Below are 20,008 nucleotides of genomic sequence, written 5' to 3'. Positions count from 1 at the left end.
TTCGCCTCTCTTCGTGTCCGTCAGGCGGACCACTGTCCGCGTGAGTCGTCCAACCGAGAGTCTGCGCTTGTGCGGCGCGCCGGTCAAGCGTGGGTCAGGACACGGCGGGCGCGGCCGCGGCGGCGCTGTGCGGCACGTCCTGCAGGCGCGCGAAGTCCGCGCTGATGTCGCCCGCGGCCTGCAGCAGCAGGGGCAGGTGGTGGCCCACCAGCCGGTCGACCGGGGTCTCGGCGGCGTGGCAGTTGACGTTCACGCTCGCGATCACGCGGCCGGCCCCGTCGCGCAGCGGCGCGGCGACCGAGCGGATCCCGAGGGTGAGCTGCTCGTCGGTCAGCGCCCAGCCGCGGGCGCGCACTTCGCGCAGCTCGGCGTCGCGTTCGGCGTGGTCCGGCTGCCAGCGCGGCACGAGCCCCGAGCGGGTCGGCTCGGCGAGCGTGGTCTCCAGCTCCTCGGGGGACAGGGCGGCCAGCAGGACTTTGCCCAGCGACGTCGGCAACGCCGGGAACCGCGTGCCGATCTGCACGGCCAGCGAGACGATCTTCGGCACCGAGACCCGGGCCACGTAGACGATGTCGGAGCCGTCGAGCTGCGCGATCGAGCACGACTCGTTCGTCTGCGCGCTGAGCTTCTCCAGGTGCGGGCGGGCGATGTCCCACAGGCCCATCGACCGCACGTAGGCGACGCCGAGTTCGAGCACGCGGGGCGTGAGGGCGTAACCACGCTCGGCCGTGCGCACGTAGCCGAGCTCTTCCAGTGTCAGCAGGATCCGCCGCGCGGTGGGGCGGGCCAGCTTCGTGGCGGTCGCGACCTCGGCGAGCGTCATCACCGGCTGGTGGGGCCGGAAGGCGGCGATCACTTCGAGCCCGCGGGCGAGCGCCTCGATGAAGTCCGGACCGGTTCCCTCTCGTGGCATCGCACGACCTCCTCACGGCCTGGCGGGCACTGCGTCCAGCGAAGCGTATCCGCCCGCTGTCCGCGAGCCGGACAGCGCGGCCCGGCCTCGCGCCGCGCCCGGGCCCGGGCCCGGCCGGGCATTGACAGGGGCTCCGCGGTGCGCAAAAGTGTCTGCACCCCACTGGTTGTCCGTCAAGCGGACGATTGTACGCGTCAGGGTCCGTGGGCTCCGGCGTGGAAGAGAGGCAGCCATGAGCGAGCCCACCGGCCGGCCGGTCGTCCTGCGCGGCGGGACCGTGCTGACCGTCGACGCCAACCGCCGCGTGCTGCCCGGGCACGACGTGCTGGTCACCGGCGACACGATCACTGGCGTCGGCCCGGAGCTGGCCGTGCCCGAAGGCACCGTGGAGATCGACGCGACCGGCGGCATCGTGATGCCGGGCATGATCGACACGCACCGGCACATGTGGCAGACGGCGATGCGCGGGTACGGCGCCGACTGGACGCTGACGCAGTACTTCGTCTGGTACTACCTCGAACACGGCAAGACGTTCCGCCCGGCCGACGTCTACGCGGGCAACCTGCTGTCCGCCTGGGAGGCGCTCGACGCCGGCGTGACGACCACAGTGGACTGGTCGCACGGGCTGCAGACGACCGAGCACGCCGACGCGGCCGTCGACGCGCTGCAGGCCGTGCCGGGCCGGTTCGTGCTGGCGTACGGCAACATCCAGGACGCGCCGGCGCACTGGACCGCCACGCCGGAGTTCCGCGAGTTCGTCGCGCGCCGCATGACGGGCGACCCGATGCTCGGCTTCCAGCTCGCGTTCGACGTGACCGGCGACCCGGAGTTCCCGGAGAAGCCGGCGTTCGAGGTCGCGCGCGAGCTCGGCGTGCCGGTGACTACGCACGCGGGCGTGTGGGGCGCGACCGGCGACGACGGCATCCGCCTGATGCACGACCACGGTTTCATGACGCCCGAGACGATCTACGTGCACGGCGCGTCGCTCTCGGCCGACTCCTACCACCGGATCGCCGCGACGGGCGGTTCGGTGTCGGTGTCGACGGAGAGCGAGCAGAGCGCGGGCCAGGGCTACCCGCCCACCTGGGCGCTGCGTTCGCACGGCATCCCGGTGTCGCTGTCGATGGACACGTCCGTGTGGTGGAGCGGGGACCTCTTTTCGGCCATGCGCACCACGCTGGGCGCCGACCGGTCCCGCGAGCACCTGGAGGCGCACGTGAAGGGCGACACCGTCACGCACGCCGCGCTGCGCGCCGACCAGGTGGTGGAGTGGGCCACGCGCGGCGGCGCCCGGGCGCTCGGTCGCGAGGCGGAGCTCGGCAGCGTCGAGGTCGGCAAGAAGGCCGACCTGGTGCTGGTGAAAAACGATCACTCGCCCGTGTCGTTCCCCCTGCTCAACCCGCACGGTCACATCGCGTTCCAGGCCCAGCGCGGCGACGTGCACACCGTGCTGGTGAACGGCCGCGTCGTGAAGCGCGACGGCCGCCTCGTGGACGTCGACCTGGCGGCGGTGCGCCGCACGGTGGACGCGACGGTGGAGCACCTGCGCGCGCAGCTGGGCGACGAGGCGTGGGAGCAGGGGATGAACCCCGACGTGCCCGAGGCGAAGATCCTCGACAACCCCTACACCTACACCGACTACCAGAGCGGCAGCACCCACGGCGGGTGACCACTGTGGACGTTTCCGCTCGCTTCGCCCTACGGTGGGGCGAGCGGGACGTCCGAGGCGGGAGGCCGGCATGGCAGGCGGTGCTGAGCGGTCGCGCGTGCCGGCCCCGATCGAGCCCATGCTCGCGACCCCCGACGGCGGTCTCCTGCGCGACGGCCCGGACTACGCCTACGAGTTCAAGTGGGACGGCTACCGGGCGATCATGCGCGTCGCCCCCGACGGCACCACCGTGCTGACGAGCCGCAACAACAACGACTTCACCGGCCGGTTCCCCGAACTGCTGGGCGCCTTCGGCGACGCGCTGGGCGGCCGGCCCGCGGTGCTCGACGGCGAGATCGTGGCCCTCGACGAGCAGGGACATCCCGACTTCGGCCTGCTGCAGAACCACGACACCTCGGCGCGCGCGGTGTCCTTTTTCGCGTTCGACGTCCTTTCGCTCGGCCGCGAGTCACTGCTGGACGCCACGTACGACGAACGGCGTGGCGTGCTCGAGACTCTCGAGCCGCCGGACCGTCGCCTCGTGGCCATCACCCCGTCGTACTCCCACACCGACCTGTCGGCGCAGGGGATGTCGCCGCAGGACCTGCTGGACGTGGCGCAGAAGACCATGCTCGAAGGCCTGGTGGTCAAGGCGCGCGGTTCGAAGTACCACCCCGGGCGGCGGAGCCCGGAGTGGTTGAAGCACCCACTGATCCGGACCACCGAGGTCGTGCTCGGGGGCTGGCGGCCGGGTCAGGGGCGTCGCGCTTCCACCCTTGGCGCGCTGCTTCTTGGTGCGCACGACCCGGTTTCGGGTGATCTGCTGTACCTGGGTGATGTGGGGACTGGGTTCACGGAGCAGATGCTGGTGGACCTGCGGGAGACTTTGGCGCCGTTGGAGCGGTCGGTGAGCCCGTTCGCGAATGTGGTGCCCCGCGACCGCGCGCGGGGGGCGCATTGGTTGGCACCTTCGCTCGTCGGCGAGGTCGTGTACCGCCGCCTGACACCAGGCGACCAACGCCTCCGGCACACGGCCTGGCGGGGGTTGAGGCCGGATCGGGTACCGGGTGAGGTGGAAGTTCCGTCGGTGTAGGGCGGAAGCGCGGTTCTGCCGGCATCGACACGGTCGGCGGTGGCCGGATCGTCGCGGACCTCGCTACCAGGCCGACAACCGTCGTGGGTCGGGCTGACCGTTTTCGTCGACTCCGACGAGATGCGCTGCTTCGGGGCCGCTGCGGGAGTCTTCGTCCAGTGGTGTGCTCGCTGTGGAGTGACAGGCGCAGCCCTCGGGTGGACGACTGCCTGGGTGGCGTGTCATGCTGAAACTGTCAGTGACTGACACAATAGTCATCTCATGACAGGTGGAGCACAGTGAAAGCAGTGGTGATCGGCACCGGGACCATCGGCGCGGCCGTGAGCGAGGTGTTGGGGGAGCAGGGCCACGAGGTCGTGACGGTTGGCAGGAAGTCCGGGGAGTACCGGGCGGACATCACCGACGTCGGGAGCCTGCAGGCGTTGTTCGCGGGGCTGGGTGGGTTCGACGCGGTGGCGAGTGCGGCCGGTGACGTGTTTCCGGCGCCGTTCGAGGAGGCGACGGACGAGCAGTGGGCGGGTTCGCTCGCGTCGAAGGGGATGGGGCAGGTCAATGTGGTGCGGGCGGCGCTGCCGTACCTCGCGGACGGGGGGTCGTTCACGTTGGTGTCCGGGGTGCTGACCGATGAGGTGACGGTGGCGGCGACGATCGGGGCCACGGTGAACCACCTGGTCGAGGGGTTCGTCAAGGCGGCGGCGACGGAGCTGCCGCGGGGGATCCGGATCAACTGCGTCAGCCCGACGGTTCTCGCGGAGTCCACGGCCTACCACCCGTATTTTCCCGGGTTCACGCCGGTGTCGGCGGCCGAGGTGGCGCAGGCGTATCTGCGGGCGATGGCGAATCCCGGCACCGGGCGGGTGTTGAAGCTGCACAAGACGGACAGCTGACGCCGAGCCGCGGCGATCCGGCCGCGGAAGCGGGCCGTGGTGCAGGGCTGTCGCACGAGCAGCGACTGACGGTGACGCCGCCGGTTGCGGATGCACTTTTCACCGTCGGTAGCCGATCACCGGAAGAGGTCACGAGCAACACCGCGGCCGGACGTTATCGAGACCCGGTTCGAAGTCCCGTACAGGCACCACGGCGTCAGTGAGCCCGGTCGGCGCACGGCAGGGGTCGGCATCGCGCCGCCAGGTGGAGCCGGACGACCGGAGGTCATGCGTACCGCCGAACCGTTGGACCGCAAGAGAATTCCCGAACCGCACACACGCGGATCGGGCTGAAAAGCCGACGCGCTGGCGCCCGCCCGCGGCAGCACCGATCCCCGCGAAGAAGGCCAGAACGGCGCCGTGCGCAACGCCGTGCGCGGCCGGCGCCGAGGAGACCCGCCCGCGCCGCGCCGGGCGGAGGAGCCGGCCGCCACCCCGTCCCGAGCCGGCCGGAGGTGCCCGAAAGCGGGGTTACCATCCGTTTCATGCTGCGACGACGTTCCTCGGTCGCCGGGCCGTGGCGTGTCCCGCGAAGCCCGGGGCCGGGTCGTGCGGGGAAGTGGCGCGCAGCGGGGCCGAAGGGTGAGTTTCCGCCGGGCGGCCGGGTTTGGTCGCCCACCGACCACAATGGACACCCGAGGGCCGGGGGACCCGTCTTCGAGCCGGGGAGGCGCCGATGACCGCCACGTATCCGCCGCGCCGCAGTCCCGCGCGGATCGCCGTGATCGTGATCTCGGTGGTCGTGCTCGTGATCGGCGTGTGCCTGGCCATCGGGGGCGGCGTGCTGCTGCTGGTGTTCGGCTCCGGCGGGTCGCTGAAGTCGGGGCAGCACGACGTGACGACCCCGACCGCGGCCATCGTCACCGACACGGCGCAGATCACCGACACCGGCCGGCTCACGCGTGCGCTCGGCTCGCCGTCGATCACCGTCCACGCGACGGGCGGCAACGCCTCCGGCCTGTTCATCGCCATCGGGCCCGCGGCGGACGTCGACCGGTACCTGGCCGGTGTCGCGATCGAGCAGGCGCGCAACTTCGACCTCGACCCGTTCGCGCTCGACGCCGTCCGCCGCGACGGCACGGCGCTCGCGGCCCCGCCGGCCACCCAGCCGTTCTGGGTCGCCTCCGGCGCGACCGACGTGACGTGGCAGATCACCGACGGTGACTACCGCGCGGTCGTGATGAACGCCGACGGCACCCCCGGCGTCGACTCCCGCCTCGCCGTCGACCTGAACCTGCCGGGCCTGTTCGGCTACGCGCTCGGGTTCCTCATCGGCGGGCTCGTCCTGGTCGCGGCCGCGATCGTCGCGCTCGCGCTGGGCCGGCCGCGCAGCCGGGCCCCGGAGCCGACCACACCGACCCCGCCGCTGTACTGAGACCGCGGACGGGGCCGGCCACCATGGCAGAACACACCGCGGCCGTCGAGCACGCGACCCCCGAGTTCCTCACGCGCGCACGGTCGATCGCGCTGGTGCTGTGGCGGCGCGCCCCGTTCACCACGGCCGTCGTCGTGGCGATGGTCGCGCTCGGCCTGGCGACGGGCACGCTGTGGAGCGCCGTCGAGACGCGCGCGTGGTTCCCGCAGGTGTCCTACGGCCTGCCCTCGCTCCTCGACGGCCGCTGGTGGACGTTCCTCATCGGACCGTTCTTCGCGCTGAACCCGCTGTTCTACCTCCCGGTGGCCGGCGGGTTCGCCCTGCTCGTCGGCCCGTCCGAGGCGCGGCTGGGCACGCGCCGGACCGCCGCGATCGCCGTCGGCGCGCAGCTGGCCGCCACCCTCGGCGCCGCGCTGATCCTGCTCGCGCTGCGCGGCACCGGCTGGGAGTGGGCGACACAGCTCGCGGCGCGCACCGACGTCGGGTTCTCCGCGGGTGCGCTCGCCGTGGTCGCCGTGGTGAGCGCGACCATCCGCTCGCCATGGCGGCTGCGGTTGCGCGCGCTCCTGTGCGTATACGTCGGGGTGTCCATCCTCTACATCGGCACGCTCGCCGACCTGGAACACCTGCTCGCCGTCGGCCTCACACTGCCGCTCGCGCGCCGCCTCGCCGGCCCGAAACGCCTGCGGTCCTCGGGCCGCCCGACGCGGCGGGAGTGGCGCCTGCTCGCGGTCACCGGCCTCGTCATCGCGGGCGCGGTGCAGATCGTGGTGCGCATCGCGCCCGGCGTCAGCCCGCTCGGCTCCACGGCGGGCCAGGCCGATTCGGTGCCGGAGCTGGCCATCGTGCTCGTGGTGATCGCGTTGATGATCAACGGCCTGCGGCGCGGCAAACGCGCGGCGTGGCGGTGGGCGGTCGGGCTCGCCTCGCTGATCGTGGCGCTGGGCGTCGTGATCGCCGTGGTCGTGGTCGTCGCGGAGATCTTCGGCCTGGCCTACACGATCGAGAACGCGTCGTTCCTCATCGCCGACGCCGTGCTCTGGGGCGCCATGCTGACGCTGCTCATCGCCGCGCGCGGGGCGTTCCGCGTGCCCTCGCGGCGGAACCGGCGCCGGGCTCTCGGCTCCCGCGACGTCGACGGCGCCACCGAACTGCTGCAGCGCCACGGCGGCGGCACGCTGTCCTGGATGACCCTCTGGCCGGAGAACTCCCACTTCTTCGGCCCTGACGGCGAGTCCTACCTCGCCTACCGCCGCCACGCCGGCGTGGCCATCGCCCTTGGCGACCCGATCGGCCCCGACACCGCCGGCACGATCCGGGCGTTCGCGGAGCTGTGCGACAACTCCGGGCTGGTGCCGTGCCTGTTCTCCGTCACCGAGGAGACCACCGCCGTCACGGACTCGCTCGGCTGGGCCCGCGTGCAGGTCGCCGAGGACACCCTCGTCGACCTGGCGGACCTGGAGTTCCGCGGGAAGGCGTGGCAGAACGTGCGCTCGGCGCTCAACCGCGCGGTGAAGGAAGGCGTGGCCTTCCGCCTGGTGACGCTGGCCGACGAACCGTGGTCGCTCGTCGCGCAGGTCCGCGCGATCTCCGAGGAATGGGTGGGGGACAAGGGGATGCCCGAGATGGGCTTCACCCTCGGCGGCGTGGACGAGGCGCTGGACCCGCGCGTGCGCGTCGGCCTGGCCGTGGACGCCGCCGGCGTGGTACAGGGCGTCACGTCGTGGCTGCCCGTGTACGGCGGCGACGGGCAGGTCGAAGGCTGGACGCTCGACGTGATGCGCCGCCGCGGCGACGGGTTCCGGCCCGTGGTGGAGTTCCTCATCGCCTCGTCCTGCCAGGCGTTCCGCGCCGAGGGCGCGAAATTCGTGTCGCTCTCCGGTGCCCCGCTGGCCCGTGCGCCGGAGGCCCCGCCGGCCGCGCCGCTCGAACGCCTCCTCGATTCGTTCGGCGGGGCGATGGAGCCGTACTACGGGTTCCGCTCGCTGCACGCGTTCAAGACGAAGTTCAAGCCCCGCTACGTGCCGATGTACCTGTCCTACCGCGAGGAAGGCGACCTGCCGCGCATCGGCGTCGCGCTCGCGCGCGCCTACCTGCCCGACGCCTCGCTGGGTTCGCTGGTGCGGATGGGGAAGAACTGACGGGACGGTCGGACACTCGGGCGAGGATTGGCCGTTTCCCCCTCGACCTGCGCGGACTATGCTCGCCGCGATGATCGACGGGGGAGAGGACGGGATGGCTGAGCAGGTCCTGGTGCGCGGTGAGCAGGTGCGCCGCGTCGCGGTGGCGAGCGCGATCGGCACGACGATCGAGTGGTACGACTACTTCATCTACAGCACCGCCACCGCGCTGGTGTTCAACAAGCTGTTCTTCCCGTCGCTGTCCCCGGCGTCGGGCACGCTCGCGGCGTTCGCGACGCTCGGCGTGGGCTTCGTCGCGCGCCCGCTGGGCGGGATCGTGTGGGGCCACTTCGGCGACCGCGTCGGGCGGAAGGCGATGCTGGTCGCGTCGCTCGTCCTGATGGGGCTCGCGACGGCCGCGGTCGGGGTGCTGCCGACGTTCGCGCAGGCCGGCGTGCTCGCGCCCGTGCTGCTGGTGGTGCTGCGCGTGCTGCAGGGCATCTCGGCCGGCGGCGAATGGGGTGGCGCGGCGCTGATGGCCGTCGAGCACGCGCCCGCGGGCCGGCGCGGGCGCTACGGCTCGTTCTCCCAGATCGGCGTGCCCGCCGGGCTGATCATCGCGCAGCTGGTGTTCTTCGCGGTGACGAGCTCGCTGTCGCCGGAGGACTTCCGGTCGTGGGGCTGGCGCGTGCCGTTCCTCGTCAGCCTCGTGCTGGTGGTCGTGGGACTGGTGATCCGCCTGCGCGTGGCCGAAAGCCCGGTGTTCGCGCGGCTGCGGGAGACCGGCGAACGCAGCCGCGTGCCGATCGCCGACGTGCTGCGCCGGCGCCCGCGTGAGGTCACCGTGGCGGCGCTGAGCTTCATCGCCAACACCGCGCTCGGCTACGTCTTCTTCGCGTACCTGTTGTCCTACGGCACTTCCGTGCTCAAGCTGAGCAACACCACGATGCTGGTGGAGATCATCGTCGGCAGTGTGGTGTGGCTCGTGAGCATCATCGCGGGGGCGATCTGGTCGGACCGCGTCGGGCGGAAACGGGTGTACCTCGTGGGTTCGGTGCTGCTCGTGGTGTGGTCGATCCCGTTCTTCCTGCTCGTCGACACACGCCAGCCGTGGCTGCTGGGCGTCGCGGTGGTCGTGCTCAACCTCGGCCTGGGCGCGACCTACGGCCCGCAGTCGGCCTTGTTCGCGGAGCTGTTCGAACCGCGCTACCGCTACAGCGGCGCTTCCTTCGCCTACGCCGTGGGTGCGGTGCTGGGCGGTGGTTTCGCGCCCCTGATCGCGACGGCGCTGCAGACGTCGACCGGCACGTCGCTGTCGGTGTCGCTGTACATGGTGGCGGTCGCGCTGATCAGTCTCGGTGCGGTGATCGCGTTTCCGCGCTCGCCGGTCACCACCGGCTGAGGCCGGTGTTCCTCAGGCCGCGGAGTTCAGGTCCAGCGCCTGCCTCCCGGCCGGCGTGAGTTCGGCCGGCACCCACTGCCCGGGCGCGACCTCCCGCACCGGCCGGACGAGCCCGGCGTGCGTGAGCGCGTGCGCGGTGGGCTGGTCGGAGCAGAGCAGACCGTCGATGCGCAGGTCGGGTTCGCTGCCGGCGCCGAGCTCGGCGCGGCCGGCCGCGACGGCGCGCAACAGCGCGAGTGCCCGGCCGTTGAGCGGGGTCGTCGTCATGGCGGTTCCTTTCCGCGTCCCTCACTGCGAACACGGATCCGCGGCCCCGCCGGTTCACCCCGCTCAGGAGATCGCCAGGTCGGCCCGCAGCGGCGCGCCGCGCATCGCGCGCCAGACCGCGGCCGGCGTCAGCGGCATGTCGGCGTGGCGCACGCCGAATTGCGCCAGGGCGTCGACCACCGCGTTGACCACGGCCGCCGGGGAGCCGACGGTGGCGGACTCGCCGATGCCCTTGGCTCCGATGGGGTGGTGCGGCGAGGGCGTCACGGTTTCGCCGAGCTCCCAGGACGGGCACTCCAACGCCGTGGGCAGCAGGTAGTCCATGAACGAACCGCCGAGGTGGTTGCCGTCGGTGTCGAAGGCCATGAGCTCCATCAGCGCCATGCCGATGCCGTCGGCGAGACCGCGGTGCACCTGGCCCGCGACGATCATCGGGTTGATCCGCACGCCGCAGTCGTCCACGGCGATGAAGCGGCGCACGCGCACCTGGCCGGTGTCCGCGTCGACGTCGACCACGCACAGGTACGCGCCGAAGGGATACGTCAGGTTCGGCGGGCTGTACACGGTGCTCGCGTCGAGCTGTCCTTCCACGCCCTCGGGCAGCGCCAGGTCGGAGTGGGCGGCCAGCGCGATCTCGCGGATCGTGTGCCCGCGGCCGGGCACACCGCGCACGAACCAGCGTCCGCGTTCCCATTCGAGGTCGTCGGGGCTCACCTCGAGCATCGCCGACGCGACCTGCCGCGCGCGCTCGCGCACCTTCCGCGCCACCGTCACGGCGGCCGCGCCCGACACCGGCGTCGAACGGGAGCCGTAGGTGCCGAGGCCGAACGGCGTGTGGTCGGTGTCGCCCTGCACGACCTCGACCTCGTCGGGCGGGATGCCGAGCTCGGCCGACACGAGCTGCGCGAACGTCGTCTCGTGGCCCTGGCCCTGCGACATGCACGAGAGCCGCAGCACGGCCGAGCCGGACGGGTGCACGCGCAGCTCGGCGCCGTCGGCCATGCCGAAGCCGAGGATGTCCATGTGCTCGCGCGGCCCGGCACCCACGGCCTCGGTGAAGAAGCTCAGGCCGAGGCCCATCAGCTCGCCGCGCGCGCGTCTCTCGGCTTGTTCGCGGCGCAGTTCGTCGTAGCCGGCGATCTCCTTCAGCAGCGTCAGCGCGCGCGGGTAGTCACCCGAGTCGTACTGCCAGCCGGTGGCGCAGGTGTACGGGAACTGTTCGGGCCGCAGCAGGTTGCGCATGCGCAGCTCGGCCGGGTCCAGGCCCAGCTCGCGGGCGAGCACGTCCATCATCCGCTCGACCACGTACACGGCCTCGGTGATGCGGAACGAACACGCGTACGCGACGCCGCCGGGCGCCTTGTTCGTGTACACGCCGGTGACCGAGCAGAACGCGGCCGGCAGGTCGTAGGAACCGGTGAACACGTGGAAGAACCCGGCGGGGAACTTCGCCGGCTGCGCGGTGCCGTTGAACGCGCCGTGGTCGGCGAGCACGCGCACCCGCAGCCCGAGCAGCCGGCCGTCGCGCGTGGCCGCGATTTCGCCGCTCATGTGGTAGTCGCGGGCGAACGACGTGCTCATCAGGTTTTCCGAGCGGTCCTCGGTCCACTTCACCGGCCGCCCGGTGAGCATCGACCCCACCACCGCGCACAGATACCCGGGGTACATCCCGACCTTGTTGCCGAAGCCGCCGCCGATGTCGGGCGCGACGATGCGGATCCGGTGCTCGGGCAGGCCCGTGATCCGCGAGTACAGGACCCGGTGCGCGTGCGGCGCCTGCGCGGTCGCCCATACGGTGAGCTTGCCGGTGATCGCGTCGATGTCAGCCACCGCACCGCAGGTCTCGAGCGGCGCCGGGTGCACGCGCGGGTAGAGCATGTCCTGCCGGGCCACCACGTCCGCCTTCGCGAACGCGGCTTCCGTGGCCGCCTCGTCGCCGGACGACCAGTCGAACACGTGATTGTCGGCCTTGCCGAGGTCGTCGCGGATCACGGCGGCGCCGGGGGCGAGCGCGGCCGGCGCGTCGACGACCACCGGCAGCGGCTCGTACTCGACGTCGATCAGCTCCAGCGCATCCCTTGCCGCGTAACGGTCTTCGGCGACGACGAACGCGATCTCCTGGCCCTGGAAGCGGACCTTGTCGGTGGCGAGCACGGCCTGCACGTCGTGCGAGAGCGTCGGCATCCACGCCATGCCGCGCTCGGCCAGGTCTTTCCCGGTGAGCACGGCGCGGACCTTGGGATGGGCCTCGGCCGCGCTGGTGTCCACCGACACCAGGCGCGCGTGGGCGTGCGGGCTGCGCAGGATCGCGCCGTGCAGCATCCCGGGCAGCACGAGGTCGTCGACGAACGTGCCGCGCCCGCGCACGAAGCGCGCGTCTTCCTTGCGGGGCAACGAACCGTAGGTCATGCGGGCTCCCCGTCCGGGTGCTCGGCCGCCCAGCGGATCGAGCGGACGATGTTCTCGTAACCGGTGCAGCGGCACAGCTGCCCGGAGATCGCTTCGCGGATCACGTCCTCGCTCGGGTCCGGGTCGTGGTCGAGCAGCCAGCGCGCCGTCATCAGCATTCCGGGTGTGCAGAACCCGCACTGGATCCCGTGGCACGCCACGAAACCCTGCTGCACGGGGTCGAGCTCGGCCCCGTGACCGAGGTCCTCGACGGTGCGCACCTGCTTGCCGTCGGCCATCGCGGCCAGCACCGTGCACGACTTCACCGGCAGGTCGTCGAGCCACACGACGCAGGTGCCGCAGTTGGATGTGTCGCAGCCCCAGTGGGTGCCGGTGAGCCCGAGGTCGTCGCGCAGGAGGTGCACGAGCAGCAGGCGCGGCTCGACCGTGCGGCGGTGGGGTTCGCCGTTGACCGTCACCGTGATCTCCACGCCCGTCAGCCTCCGGCCCGTCGCGCCGCCCGGTGCAACGCCCGCGTGGTGAGCGTGGCGACGAGGTGGCGCTTGTAGTCCACCGGCCCGCGCTGGTCGGCGGCGGGGGAGCAGTGCTCGGCCGCGATGAGCCCGGCTTTCTCGAAGCGTTCCGCCGAAGCGGCGCCACCGCGCAGGAAGTCTTCGGCCTCGGCCGCCACGAACCGCGGCGCGCCGACCGCGGTGAGCCCGATGCCGGCCTCGGCGACGTCGTCGCCTTCGAGCACGAGCTCAGCCCCGGCGGCCGCTACCGCCCAATCACCGGCGCGGCGGCCCACCTTCGCGTACGCGCTTCCGCTGCCCTCGCGGATCGGCAGCCGCAGCTCCACGAGCAGCTCTGCCGGGCCGACGACCGTGTTGTAGGGCCCGGTGAAAAACTCCCGCACCGGTACGGTCCGCGTGCCCTCCTCACCGCGGATCACGGCTTCGGCCCGCACCGCGGTGAACGCGGCCGACAGGTCCTCCGACGGGTCGGCCTGGCACAGCGAACCCCCGATCGTGCCGCGGTTGCGCACGATCGGGTCGGCGATCACGCGCTCGGCGTCGGCCAGGACCGGGAACAGCGCGCCGGCCTCGGCCGAGGCGAGCAGCTGGGCGTGGCGCACCAGGGCGCCGATGCGCAGCTCGCCGTCGGCGACCTCGATCCCGGACAGCTCGGTGAGCTCGTTGACGTCCACCAGCGCTTCGGGCCGGGCCAGGCGCAGCTTCATCATCGGGATCAGGCTGTGCCCGCCCGCGATCACGCGGCTTTCCGGGCCGTACTTGGCCAGCAGCGCCAGCGCGTGCTCGACGCTCGTGGCCCGCTCGTACTCGAACTGCGCCGGCACCTGCATGACGGTCGATGGTCCCCGCCCCGCGCGTCCGCCGCAACAGCGGATTAACCGTTGGCCTAATCCGTGTGGAGACCGGTTCCGTCCAGCTCGGCGGTGGGGTTAAGCAAAGGGTTAATCGCGCATTGTCGCGCCCGTGGCCCGGGGGGAGCATGACGGCAGCTGACCAACGGCGGAAGCAGGTGCGCGTGATGCGGATCGAGTCCGACGGGCACAGCCGCGGCAACCCCCGGCTGTTCGAGCTCGTCGAGGACGCACCGAAACAGGGCCCGAGTCCGACCGTGTGGGCGTGGCCCGACCTCGTGGACTTCCTGAAGGTGGCGGGCCGCCCGGTCGCCGGGCCCTGGCCCCCGCACCAGCGGCCTCGTCAGGACCCCGAAGAGGACACGCTGCCCACGGCCGTGGCCGAGCCTCCCGAGAAAGCCTGAGGAGGCCGGCGTGTACCCGTCCCGGTTCCGCTACGAAGCACCCCGTTCCCTGGCCGAGGCGCTCGACCTGCTGCGCACCGGCGACGAGGCCAAGGTCCTCGCCGGCGGGCAGAGCCTGGTGCCGCTGATGAAGCTGCGCTTCGCCGCGCCCGCGCTCGTCGTCGACATCAACAACGTCCCCGGCCTGGCCCACCACGAGCTCGACGCCGAGGGCAACCTCCACGTCGGCGCGCTGTGCCGGCACGCCGACCTCGAACGCTCGCAGCTGTTGAAGGCCGTGCAGCCCACGATGGCCGCGGCGGCGCCGCTGATCGCCGACCCCATCGTGCGCAACCGCGGCACGCTGGTGGGTTCGCTGTGCCACGCCGATCCCCAGGGTGACTGGGCCTCGGTGGTGCTCGCCCTCGACGGGTCGATCGTCGCGGAAGGACCCGCCGGCCGGCGGACGATCGCCGCGCGCGACTTCGTGCTCGGCCCGTTCCAGAACGCGCTGGCGGCCGACGAGATCGCCGTGGAGGCCGTCATTCCCGCACCCCGCGGCACCCCCGCGGGCGGGTACCTCAAGCTCGAACGCCGGGTCGGCGACTTCGCCACCGTCGGCGTCGCCGTGGCCGTGGAGACGCAGGAGGGCACGGTCACCCGCGCCGGCATCGCCCTCACCGGCGTCGGCGGCTCGACGATCGAAGCCACCGACGCCGAACACGCGCTCGTGGGCGGTCCGCTGACACCCGACAGCGTGGCGGAGGCCGCGGACCTGGCCGCCGCGGCGGCGCGCCCGAAGACCGACCACCGCGGCACCGCCGCGTTCAAGCGGCACCTGGTGCGCACCTTCGTGGTGCGCGCGCTGGACCGCACCGGGGAGGAAGCGGCATGACGAGCGTCCACGAGATCCACGAGGAAGCCACCGGCGACGTCCCGATCCGCCGGATCACCGTCACGGTCAACGGACAGCGCCGCGTCGTCGAGTGCGAACCGCGGTTGCTGCTCGCGCACCTGCTGCGCCAGGGCCTGCGCCTCACGGGCACGCACATGGGCTGCGACACCACCAACTGCGGGGCGTGCACCGTGCTCGTCGACGGGCGCGCGGTGAAGTCGTGCACGATGCTCGCGGTGCAGGCTGACGGGCACGAGGTCACCACCGTCGAGGGGCTCGCCACGGCGAGTGAGCTGCACCCGCTGCAGGAGGGCTTCCGCGAGGAACACGGCCTGCAGTGCGGCTTCTGCACGCCGGGGATGATGCTCTCGGCCAAGGCCCTGCTCGACGAGAACCCGGATCCGTCCGAAGAGGACGTCCGCTGGGCGCTGTCGGGAAACCTGTGCCGCTGCACGGGCTACCAGAACATCGTGAAGTCGGTGCTGTGGGCCGCCGCCAAGCTGCGGTCCGAATAGGAGGCTCGACGTGTCGCAGGCGTTGGACGAGAACAAGATCGGCGGGCTCGGCGTCAGCCGCAAGCGCGTGGAGGACAACCGGTTCATCCGCGGGCGCGGGAACTACACCGACGACATCGTGCTGCCCGGCATGCTGCACATGGAGATCCTGCGCAGCCCGCTCGCGCACGCGCGGATCAAGTCGATCGACACCAGCCGGGCGTGGGAGATCCCGGGAGTGCGGCTCGTGCTCACCGGCGAGATGGCCGCGACCCGCAACCTCGCGTGGATGCCCACCCTCTCCTACGACACCCAGGCCGTGCTCGCCACCGACAAGGTGCGCTTCCAGGGCCAGGAGGTCGCGTGCGTCGTCGCCGACGACCCCTACATCGCCAAGGACGCGTGCGAGGCCATCGACGTCGAGTACGAACCGCTGCCGGTGATCGTGAGCCCCGACCAGGCCGTGGCCGAAGGCGCGCCGCTGATCCGCGACGACAAGGCGGGCCAGGCCGACAACGTCATCTACCGGTGGGAGGTCGGTGACCAGGCCGGCACGGAAGCGGCGTTCGAGCAGGCCGACGTGGTCTCGAAACTGCGCCTGCACTACCCGCGTTCGCACCCCTCGCCGATCGAGTGCTGCGGCTCCGTGGCCGACTTCGACCGCGCCACCGGAAAACTGACCGTGTACATGACCACGCAGGCGCCGCACATCATCCGCGCCGCCGTGGCGATGGTCGCCGAGCTGCCCGAGCACCTGATCCGCATCATCTCGCCGGACATCGGCGGCGGCTTCGGCAACAAGGTGCCCGTGTACCCCGGCTACGTGTGCTCGATCCTGTGCTCCATCCTGCTGGAACGGCCCGTGAAGTGGATCGAGGACAAGACCGGCAACCTGATCTCCACCGGGTTCGCCCGCGACATGTACCTCGACGGCGAGATGGCCCTGCGCGCCGACGGCAAGATCCTCGGCGTCCGCATGCACGCCGAGGCCGACCACGGCGCGTTCTTCGCCGACGCCCAGCCGAGCAAGTTCAAGATCGGGTTGCTGCACTCGACGTTCGCCTGTTACAACGTGCCCGCCGCGCACCTCACCGCGCGCGGCACCTACACCAACAAGGCACCCGGCGGCGTCGCCTACCGCTGCTCGTTCCGCGTCACCGAGGCGATGTTCTTCCAGGAGCGCATGGTCCACCAGGCGGCGAAGGACCTCGGGCTGGACCCGGCGGAGTTCCGGCGGCGCAACTTCGTGCGCGCCGACGCGTTCCCGCACCGCACCCCGTTCGGCTTCCTCGTGGACTCCGGCCAGCCCGAGGCGTGCCTCGACGTGGGACTGAAGGCCGTGGGCTACGAGGACTTCCTGCGGCAGAAGGAGGAAGCACGCAAACAGGGGCGCCGGCTGGGCATCGGGATCTCGACGATGACCGAGCCGCTCGGCGCCGGCAACAGCCGTGAGTACGACATCCTCGGCATCAAGATGTTCGACTCGGCCGAGCTGCGTGTGCACATGACCGGCAAGGCGCTGCTGCGGGTCGGGGCGAAGAGCCAGGGGCAGGGCCACGAGACGACGTGGGCGCAGATCGTGAGCCACGAGCTGGGCATCCCGGCCGACGACGTCACGGTCGAGGAGGGCGACACCGACACCGCGCCGTTCGGCATGGGCACCTACGCCTCGCGCAGCACACCGGTGGCGGGCGCGGCGATCTCGATGGTGTCGCGCAAGATCCGGGCCAAGGCGCGCAAGCTCGCGGCGCACCTGCTCGAAGTGTCCGAAGAGGACCTCGAGTGGGAGCTCGGCCGGTTCTCCGTGCGCGGCGTGCCCGAGCACGGCGTGACGATCCAGGAGTGCGCGATGGCGGCGTACGGCAACATGCCCGACGGCATGGAGCCCGGCCTCGAGAACCACGCCTACTACGACCCGCCGAACCTGACCTGGCCGTTCGCGGTCTACATCGTCACCGTCGAGGTCGACCCCGAGACCGGGGTGTGGGACGTGCTCAACACCGTGGCCGTGGACGACTGCGGCGTGCGCATCAACCCGATGATCGTCGAGGGCCAGATCATGGGCGGGCTCACCGAGGCCTACGCGATGGCGAACATGCAGTTCATCACCTTCGACGCCGAGGGCAACTGCGTCGGCTCGAATTACATGGACTACCTGCTGCCCACGGCGTGGGAGACACCGGGCTTCGAGCTGCACAGCGAGGTCGTCACGCCGTCGCCGCACCACCCGATCGGCGCCAAGGGCGTGGGGGAGTGCGCCGCGGTCGGCGGGCCGGCGGCGTTCGTGAACGCGGTGATGGACGCGCTCGACGACACCGGCGTGCGCAACATCGACATGCCGTTGCTGCCCGACCGCGTGTGGGAAGCCCTGACGCAGCACCACGACGTCTCCGGCGCGCCGCCTGTGCGGACGGACGAATGAGGTGCCGGAGATGTCCATGATGGACTCGCCTGACGGCTGGGACGTGCTGGCGCAGGCCGGTGAGCTGGCCCGCCGCGGCGAGGCGTTCGCGCTCGCGACCGTGGTGTGGCGACAGGGCCCGTCGTCGGGCAAGCGGGGCTGCCGCGCGATCATCACGGCCGAGGGCGAGCTGCGCGGGTGGATCGGCGGCGCGTGTGCCGAGCCGGCCGTGATCCGCGAGGCCCGGCAGGCGCTCGTCGAAGGCACCCCGCGGTTGCTGCTGCTCGGTTCGCCGGAGCAGTTCGGCGCGGCGGTGCCCGAGGGCATGACGGTGGTGCCGATCTCGTGCCAGAGCGAGGGCGCGCTGGAGGTCTACATCGAGCCGGTGCAGCCCGTGCCGCACCTGGTGGTGGTCGGGCGCTCGCCCATGGCGCACACGCTGGTGGAGCTGGCGGGTTCGCTCGGCTGGCACGCGCGGCTCGTCGAGCACACCGAGCTCGACGCGGTGACCGAACGGTCCTTCGTGGTCGTGGCGACGCAGGGGCACCACGACGAGGAGTCGGTGGAGCGCGCGCTGGCCGCGCGGCCGGCGTACGTCGGGCTCGTCGGCTCGCGCCGGCGCGGGGCGAGCGTGCTCGGGTACCTCGCCGACCGCGGGGTGGCGGCCGACGAGCTGGACCGCGTGCAGGTGCCGGCCGGGCTGGACCTCGGCCACGTGTCGCACCGGGAGATCGCGGTGGCGATCCTGGCCGAGCTGGTGCGGATCCGGGCGGCCCGCGGGGTGCCGCCCGGGCCGGCCGGCGCCGCGGTACCCGACCCGGCCGAGACCGTCGACCCGGTGTGCGGCATGACCGTCGAGATCGACGACCCGGTGGCGTTCGAGGGCCACGAGTACAGCTTCTGCTGCGCCGGCTGCCGCGCCGCGTTCCTGCGCGACCCCGGCGCGTACGCCAAGAAGGAGAGCCGATGCTGATCCGCAACCAGTTCGAGGTCGCGCAGCCCGTGGACAAGGTCTGGCGGTTCTTCGACGACGTGCCCGCCGTGGCGACCTGCCTGCCCGGCGCCGAGCTGACCGAGGACCTCGGCGACGAGCGCTACCGCGGCCGCGTGGGCGTCCGCCTGGGGCCGGTGTCGCTGAAGTTCGACGGAATCGCGGCCATCACCTCGCGCGACGAGGCCGCCCGCCGGCTCGTGGTCGACGCGAGCGGCGCCGAAGCCCGCGGCCGCGGCCAGGCGGCCATGATCGTGACGGCGACGCTGGCCCGCGCGGACGTCGGCACCCGCGTCGACTTCGAGCAGGACCTGCAGGTGTCCGGCGCCGCCGCGCAGTACGGGCGGGGCATGATCGCCGACGTGTCGTCGGTGCTGATGCGCCAGTTCGCCCTCAACGTGCAGGAGGCCATCGCGCGGGCCGAACGCGGCGAGACGGCGGCGGCGCGCCACGCGGCGGCCCCGGCCCGTGGCTTCACCATCGGCCTGCAGGCGACGCTCATGGCGCTCAAACGCGTGGTCCGCCGGTTCTTCGCGCCCTATCCGAGCACCCCGTCCTGAGGAGGCAACCCATGGTCCTGTGGTGGATCGGCAACGCCGTGCTGCTGTTCGTGGTGCTGCCCGTCGTCATCGCCCTGCTCAACCGCGTGCTGGCCGCCGTCGAGCGGATCCGCGCCGCGGCCGACGACATCCTCGTGGGCGGCGTGCGCCTCGCGGGGCAGCTCGAACCCGTCCCCGCGGCGCTCGCGCAAACCGACCGCACCATCGGCGAAGTGGCCGTCGGCGCGACCCGGTACGCCGGCAGCGTCGCGAAACTGCTGGGCTGAAAGGAGTTCCGCCATGCCTGCCGCCGCCTGGGCCACCTTGGCCGTCAGTGCACTGATCATCCTGTTCGCCGCCGTCGGCCTGCTCCGCGTGATCCTGCACCTGCGCCACGTCCGCCGCACGCTCGGCAGCGTGCTCGGTGGCGTGCGGGTGATCGCCCAGGAGACCGCGCCCGTGCCCGCCGCGCTGGGCTCGGTGAACGCGAACCTCAAGCCGGTGCGCGACTTCTGCGAGTCGGTGTGAAAGGGGAGCCGTCGTGACCACGGGCTGGATCATCGGGTTTTCGATCGGGATCGTCATCGTGCTCGTCGTGGTGGCGCTCGTGGTGCCGATCCTGGTGCTCGCGCGCTCCATCGGCGAGGCCGCGCCGCTCATCGACGACGAGCTCAAGGCCGCCGAACGCAACACCGCGCCGCTGGCCGAGCTGCGCACCACCAACGACCACGCCGAGGTCATCGTCGCCGGCCTGCGCCGCGGTCGTGAGCGGCTGGGAGGCTGATCCGG

The 20,008-nt window shown here is 72.0% G+C and carries 20 protein-coding genes; 15 read left to right on the top strand and 5 right to left on the bottom strand.

Translation table 11 applies throughout. The features are described 5' to 3' along the window. Window positions 1–94: 94 nt before the first annotated feature. Window positions 95–913: an IclR family transcriptional regulator domain-containing protein gene (locus ACQPXB_RS27190; protein WP_366576748.1), complete on the bottom strand. Its 819-nt coding sequence runs from the start codon at window positions 911–913 to the stop codon at window positions 95–97. Window positions 914–1,145: 232 nt separating this feature from the next. On the opposite strand from ACQPXB_RS27190, the gene ACQPXB_RS27185 reads away from it, so the two are divergent. The 6 genes from ACQPXB_RS27185 (at window position 1,146) to ACQPXB_RS27160 (ending at window position 9,477) form a co-directional block, all read left to right on the top strand. Further along, entirely contained in the window at window positions 1,146–2,582 is a 1,437-nt protein-coding gene (locus ACQPXB_RS27185) for an amidohydrolase family protein (RefSeq protein WP_432844889.1), read from the top strand. Between the two features lie 70 nt (window positions 2,583–2,652). Next, entirely contained in the window at window positions 2,653–3,654 is a 1,002-nt protein-coding gene (ligD, locus tag ACQPXB_RS27180; protein WP_432844888.1) for a non-homologous end-joining DNA ligase, read from the top strand. Window positions 3,655–3,932: 278 nt separating this feature from the next. Continuing rightward, window positions 3,933–4,541, top strand: a complete 609-nt coding sequence (locus ACQPXB_RS27175) for a short chain dehydrogenase (RefSeq protein WP_432844887.1) — start codon at window positions 3,933–3,935, stop codon at window positions 4,539–4,541. A gap of 715 nt (window positions 4,542–5,256) precedes the next feature. Continuing rightward, the gene (locus ACQPXB_RS27170; protein ID WP_432844886.1) at window positions 5,257–5,955 is read left to right on the top strand and encodes a hypothetical protein; all 699 of its coding nucleotides are present in this window, start codon (window positions 5,257–5,259) and stop codon (window positions 5,953–5,955) included. A 23-nt stretch (window positions 5,956–5,978) separates the two neighbouring features. Further along, on the top strand, window positions 5,979–8,096 hold the full coding sequence (locus ACQPXB_RS27165) for a bifunctional lysylphosphatidylglycerol flippase/synthetase MprF (RefSeq protein ID WP_432844885.1): 2,118 nt from the start codon (window positions 5,979–5,981) through the stop codon (window positions 8,094–8,096). Window positions 8,097–8,166: 70 nt separating this feature from the next. After that, the gene (locus tag ACQPXB_RS27160) at window positions 8,167–9,477 is read left to right on the top strand and encodes an MFS transporter (RefSeq protein WP_432844884.1); all 1,311 of its coding nucleotides are present in this window, start codon (window positions 8,167–8,169) and stop codon (window positions 9,475–9,477) included. A 12-nt stretch (window positions 9,478–9,489) separates the two neighbouring features. On the opposite strand, the gene ACQPXB_RS27155 is transcribed toward ACQPXB_RS27160, so the two are convergent. From ACQPXB_RS27155 to ACQPXB_RS27140, 4 genes are all read right to left on the bottom strand, one after another. After that, a complete protein-coding gene (locus tag ACQPXB_RS27155; protein ID WP_366576735.1) occupies window positions 9,490–9,744 on the bottom strand; it encodes a hypothetical protein in 255 nt (84 codons plus the stop codon). A 63-nt stretch (window positions 9,745–9,807) separates the two neighbouring features. Beyond that, a complete protein-coding gene (locus ACQPXB_RS27150; RefSeq protein ID WP_432844883.1) occupies window positions 9,808–12,153 on the bottom strand; it encodes an aerobic carbon-monoxide dehydrogenase large subunit in 2,346 nt (781 codons plus the stop codon). Continuing rightward, window positions 12,150–12,623: a (2Fe-2S)-binding protein gene (locus ACQPXB_RS27145; protein ID WP_386945081.1), complete on the bottom strand. Its 474-nt coding sequence runs from the start codon at window positions 12,621–12,623 to the stop codon at window positions 12,150–12,152. Before ACQPXB_RS27145 ends, ACQPXB_RS27150 begins: the two co-directional genes overlap by 4 nt. A 5-nt stretch (window positions 12,624–12,628) precedes the next feature. Continuing rightward, a complete protein-coding gene (locus ACQPXB_RS27140; RefSeq protein ID WP_432844882.1) occupies window positions 12,629–13,495 on the bottom strand; it encodes an FAD binding domain-containing protein in 867 nt (288 codons plus the stop codon). A gap of 149 nt (window positions 13,496–13,644) precedes the next feature. On the opposite strand from ACQPXB_RS27140, the gene ACQPXB_RS27135 reads away from it, so the two are divergent. The 9 genes from ACQPXB_RS27135 to ACQPXB_RS27095 are packed head-to-tail and all read left to right on the top strand — an operon-like array spanning window position 13,645 to window position 20,003. Beyond that, a complete protein-coding gene (locus tag ACQPXB_RS27135; protein WP_432844881.1) occupies window positions 13,645–13,920 on the top strand; it encodes a hypothetical protein in 276 nt (91 codons plus the stop codon). Between the two features lie 10 nt (window positions 13,921–13,930). Next, complete coding sequence (locus ACQPXB_RS27130; protein ID WP_432844880.1) at window positions 13,931–14,794, top strand: FAD binding domain-containing protein; 864 nt, start codon at window positions 13,931–13,933, stop codon at window positions 14,792–14,794. After that, window positions 14,791–15,309, top strand: a complete 519-nt coding sequence (locus tag ACQPXB_RS27125; protein WP_366576726.1) for a (2Fe-2S)-binding protein — start codon at window positions 14,791–14,793, stop codon at window positions 15,307–15,309. The genes ACQPXB_RS27130 and ACQPXB_RS27125 overlap by 4 nt, the downstream gene beginning before the upstream one ends. Window positions 15,310–15,319: 10 nt before the next feature. Continuing rightward, the gene (locus ACQPXB_RS27120) at window positions 15,320–17,710 is read left to right on the top strand and encodes an aerobic carbon-monoxide dehydrogenase large subunit (protein ID WP_432844879.1); all 2,391 of its coding nucleotides are present in this window, start codon (window positions 15,320–15,322) and stop codon (window positions 17,708–17,710) included. Between the two features lie 10 nt (window positions 17,711–17,720). After that, complete coding sequence (locus ACQPXB_RS27115) at window positions 17,721–18,662, top strand: XdhC family protein (protein WP_432844878.1); 942 nt, start codon at window positions 17,721–17,723, stop codon at window positions 18,660–18,662. Next, window positions 18,656–19,240 carry an SRPBCC family protein gene (locus ACQPXB_RS27110; RefSeq protein WP_366576720.1) on the top strand — a complete coding sequence of 195 codons (585 nt, stop codon included), beginning with the start codon at window positions 18,656–18,658 and terminating at the stop codon, window positions 19,238–19,240. The genes ACQPXB_RS27115 and ACQPXB_RS27110 overlap by 7 nt, the downstream gene beginning before the upstream one ends. 11 nt (window positions 19,241–19,251) lie before the next feature. Next, a complete protein-coding gene (locus ACQPXB_RS27105; protein WP_366576718.1) occupies window positions 19,252–19,506 on the top strand; it encodes a hypothetical protein in 255 nt (84 codons plus the stop codon). Between the two features lie 13 nt (window positions 19,507–19,519). After that, window positions 19,520–19,747: a hypothetical protein gene (locus ACQPXB_RS27100; RefSeq protein WP_285966567.1), complete on the top strand. Its 228-nt coding sequence runs from the start codon at window positions 19,520–19,522 to the stop codon at window positions 19,745–19,747. A gap of 13 nt (window positions 19,748–19,760) precedes the next feature. Next, window positions 19,761–20,003: a hypothetical protein gene (locus tag ACQPXB_RS27095; RefSeq protein WP_432844877.1), complete on the top strand. Its 243-nt coding sequence runs from the start codon at window positions 19,761–19,763 to the stop codon at window positions 20,001–20,003. Window positions 20,004–20,008 lie beyond the last annotated feature (5 nt).

It is taken from the genome of Amycolatopsis sp. CA-161197, from assembly GCF_050942255.1.
GTDB lineage: Bacteria > Actinomycetota > Actinomycetes > Mycobacteriales > Pseudonocardiaceae > Amycolatopsis.
The sequence above is the reverse complement of the archived record's forward strand: the minus strand, read 5'-3'. Positions and strand labels throughout refer to the sequence as shown.

Bases quoted from the DNA above. Each gene is read 5' to 3' on its own strand.
- ACQPXB_RS27170 (WP_432844886.1), top strand. From the start codon at position 5,257: ATGACCGCCACGTATCCGCCGCGCCGCAGTCCCGCGCGGATCGCCGTG.
- ACQPXB_RS27135 (WP_432844881.1), top strand. From the start codon at position 13,645: ATGACGGCAGCTGACCAACGGCGGAAGCAGGTGCGCGTGATGCGGATC.
- ACQPXB_RS27160 (WP_432844884.1), top strand. From the start codon at position 8,167: ATGATCGACGGGGGAGAGGACGGGATGGCTGAGCAGGTCCTGGTGCGC.
- ACQPXB_RS27190 (WP_366576748.1), bottom strand. From the start codon at position 913: ATGCCACGAGAGGGAACCGGTCCGGACTTCATCGAGGCGCTCGCCCGC.
- ACQPXB_RS27115 (WP_432844878.1), top strand. From the start codon at position 17,721: ATGTCCATGATGGACTCGCCTGACGGCTGGGACGTGCTGGCGCAGGCC.
- ligD (WP_432844888.1), top strand. From the start codon at position 2,653: ATGGCAGGCGGTGCTGAGCGGTCGCGCGTGCCGGCCCCGATCGAGCCC.
- ACQPXB_RS27185 (WP_432844889.1), top strand. From the start codon at position 1,146: ATGAGCGAGCCCACCGGCCGGCCGGTCGTCCTGCGCGGCGGGACCGTG.
- ACQPXB_RS27165 (WP_432844885.1), top strand. From the start codon at position 5,979: ATGGCAGAACACACCGCGGCCGTCGAGCACGCGACCCCCGAGTTCCTC.
- ACQPXB_RS27155 (WP_366576735.1), bottom strand. From the start codon at position 9,744: ATGACGACGACCCCGCTCAACGGCCGGGCACTCGCGCTGTTGCGCGCC.
- ACQPXB_RS27105 (WP_366576718.1), top strand. From the start codon at position 19,252: ATGGTCCTGTGGTGGATCGGCAACGCCGTGCTGCTGTTCGTGGTGCTG.
- ACQPXB_RS27100 (WP_285966567.1), top strand. From the start codon at position 19,520: ATGCCTGCCGCCGCCTGGGCCACCTTGGCCGTCAGTGCACTGATCATC.
- ACQPXB_RS27125 (WP_366576726.1), top strand. From the start codon at position 14,791: ATGACGAGCGTCCACGAGATCCACGAGGAAGCCACCGGCGACGTCCCG.
- ACQPXB_RS27150 (WP_432844883.1), bottom strand. From the start codon at position 12,153: ATGACCTACGGTTCGTTGCCCCGCAAGGAAGACGCGCGCTTCGTGCGC.
- ACQPXB_RS27110 (WP_366576720.1), top strand. From the start codon at position 18,656: ATGCTGATCCGCAACCAGTTCGAGGTCGCGCAGCCCGTGGACAAGGTC.
- ACQPXB_RS27140 (WP_432844882.1), bottom strand. From the start codon at position 13,495: ATGCAGGTGCCGGCGCAGTTCGAGTACGAGCGGGCCACGAGCGTCGAG.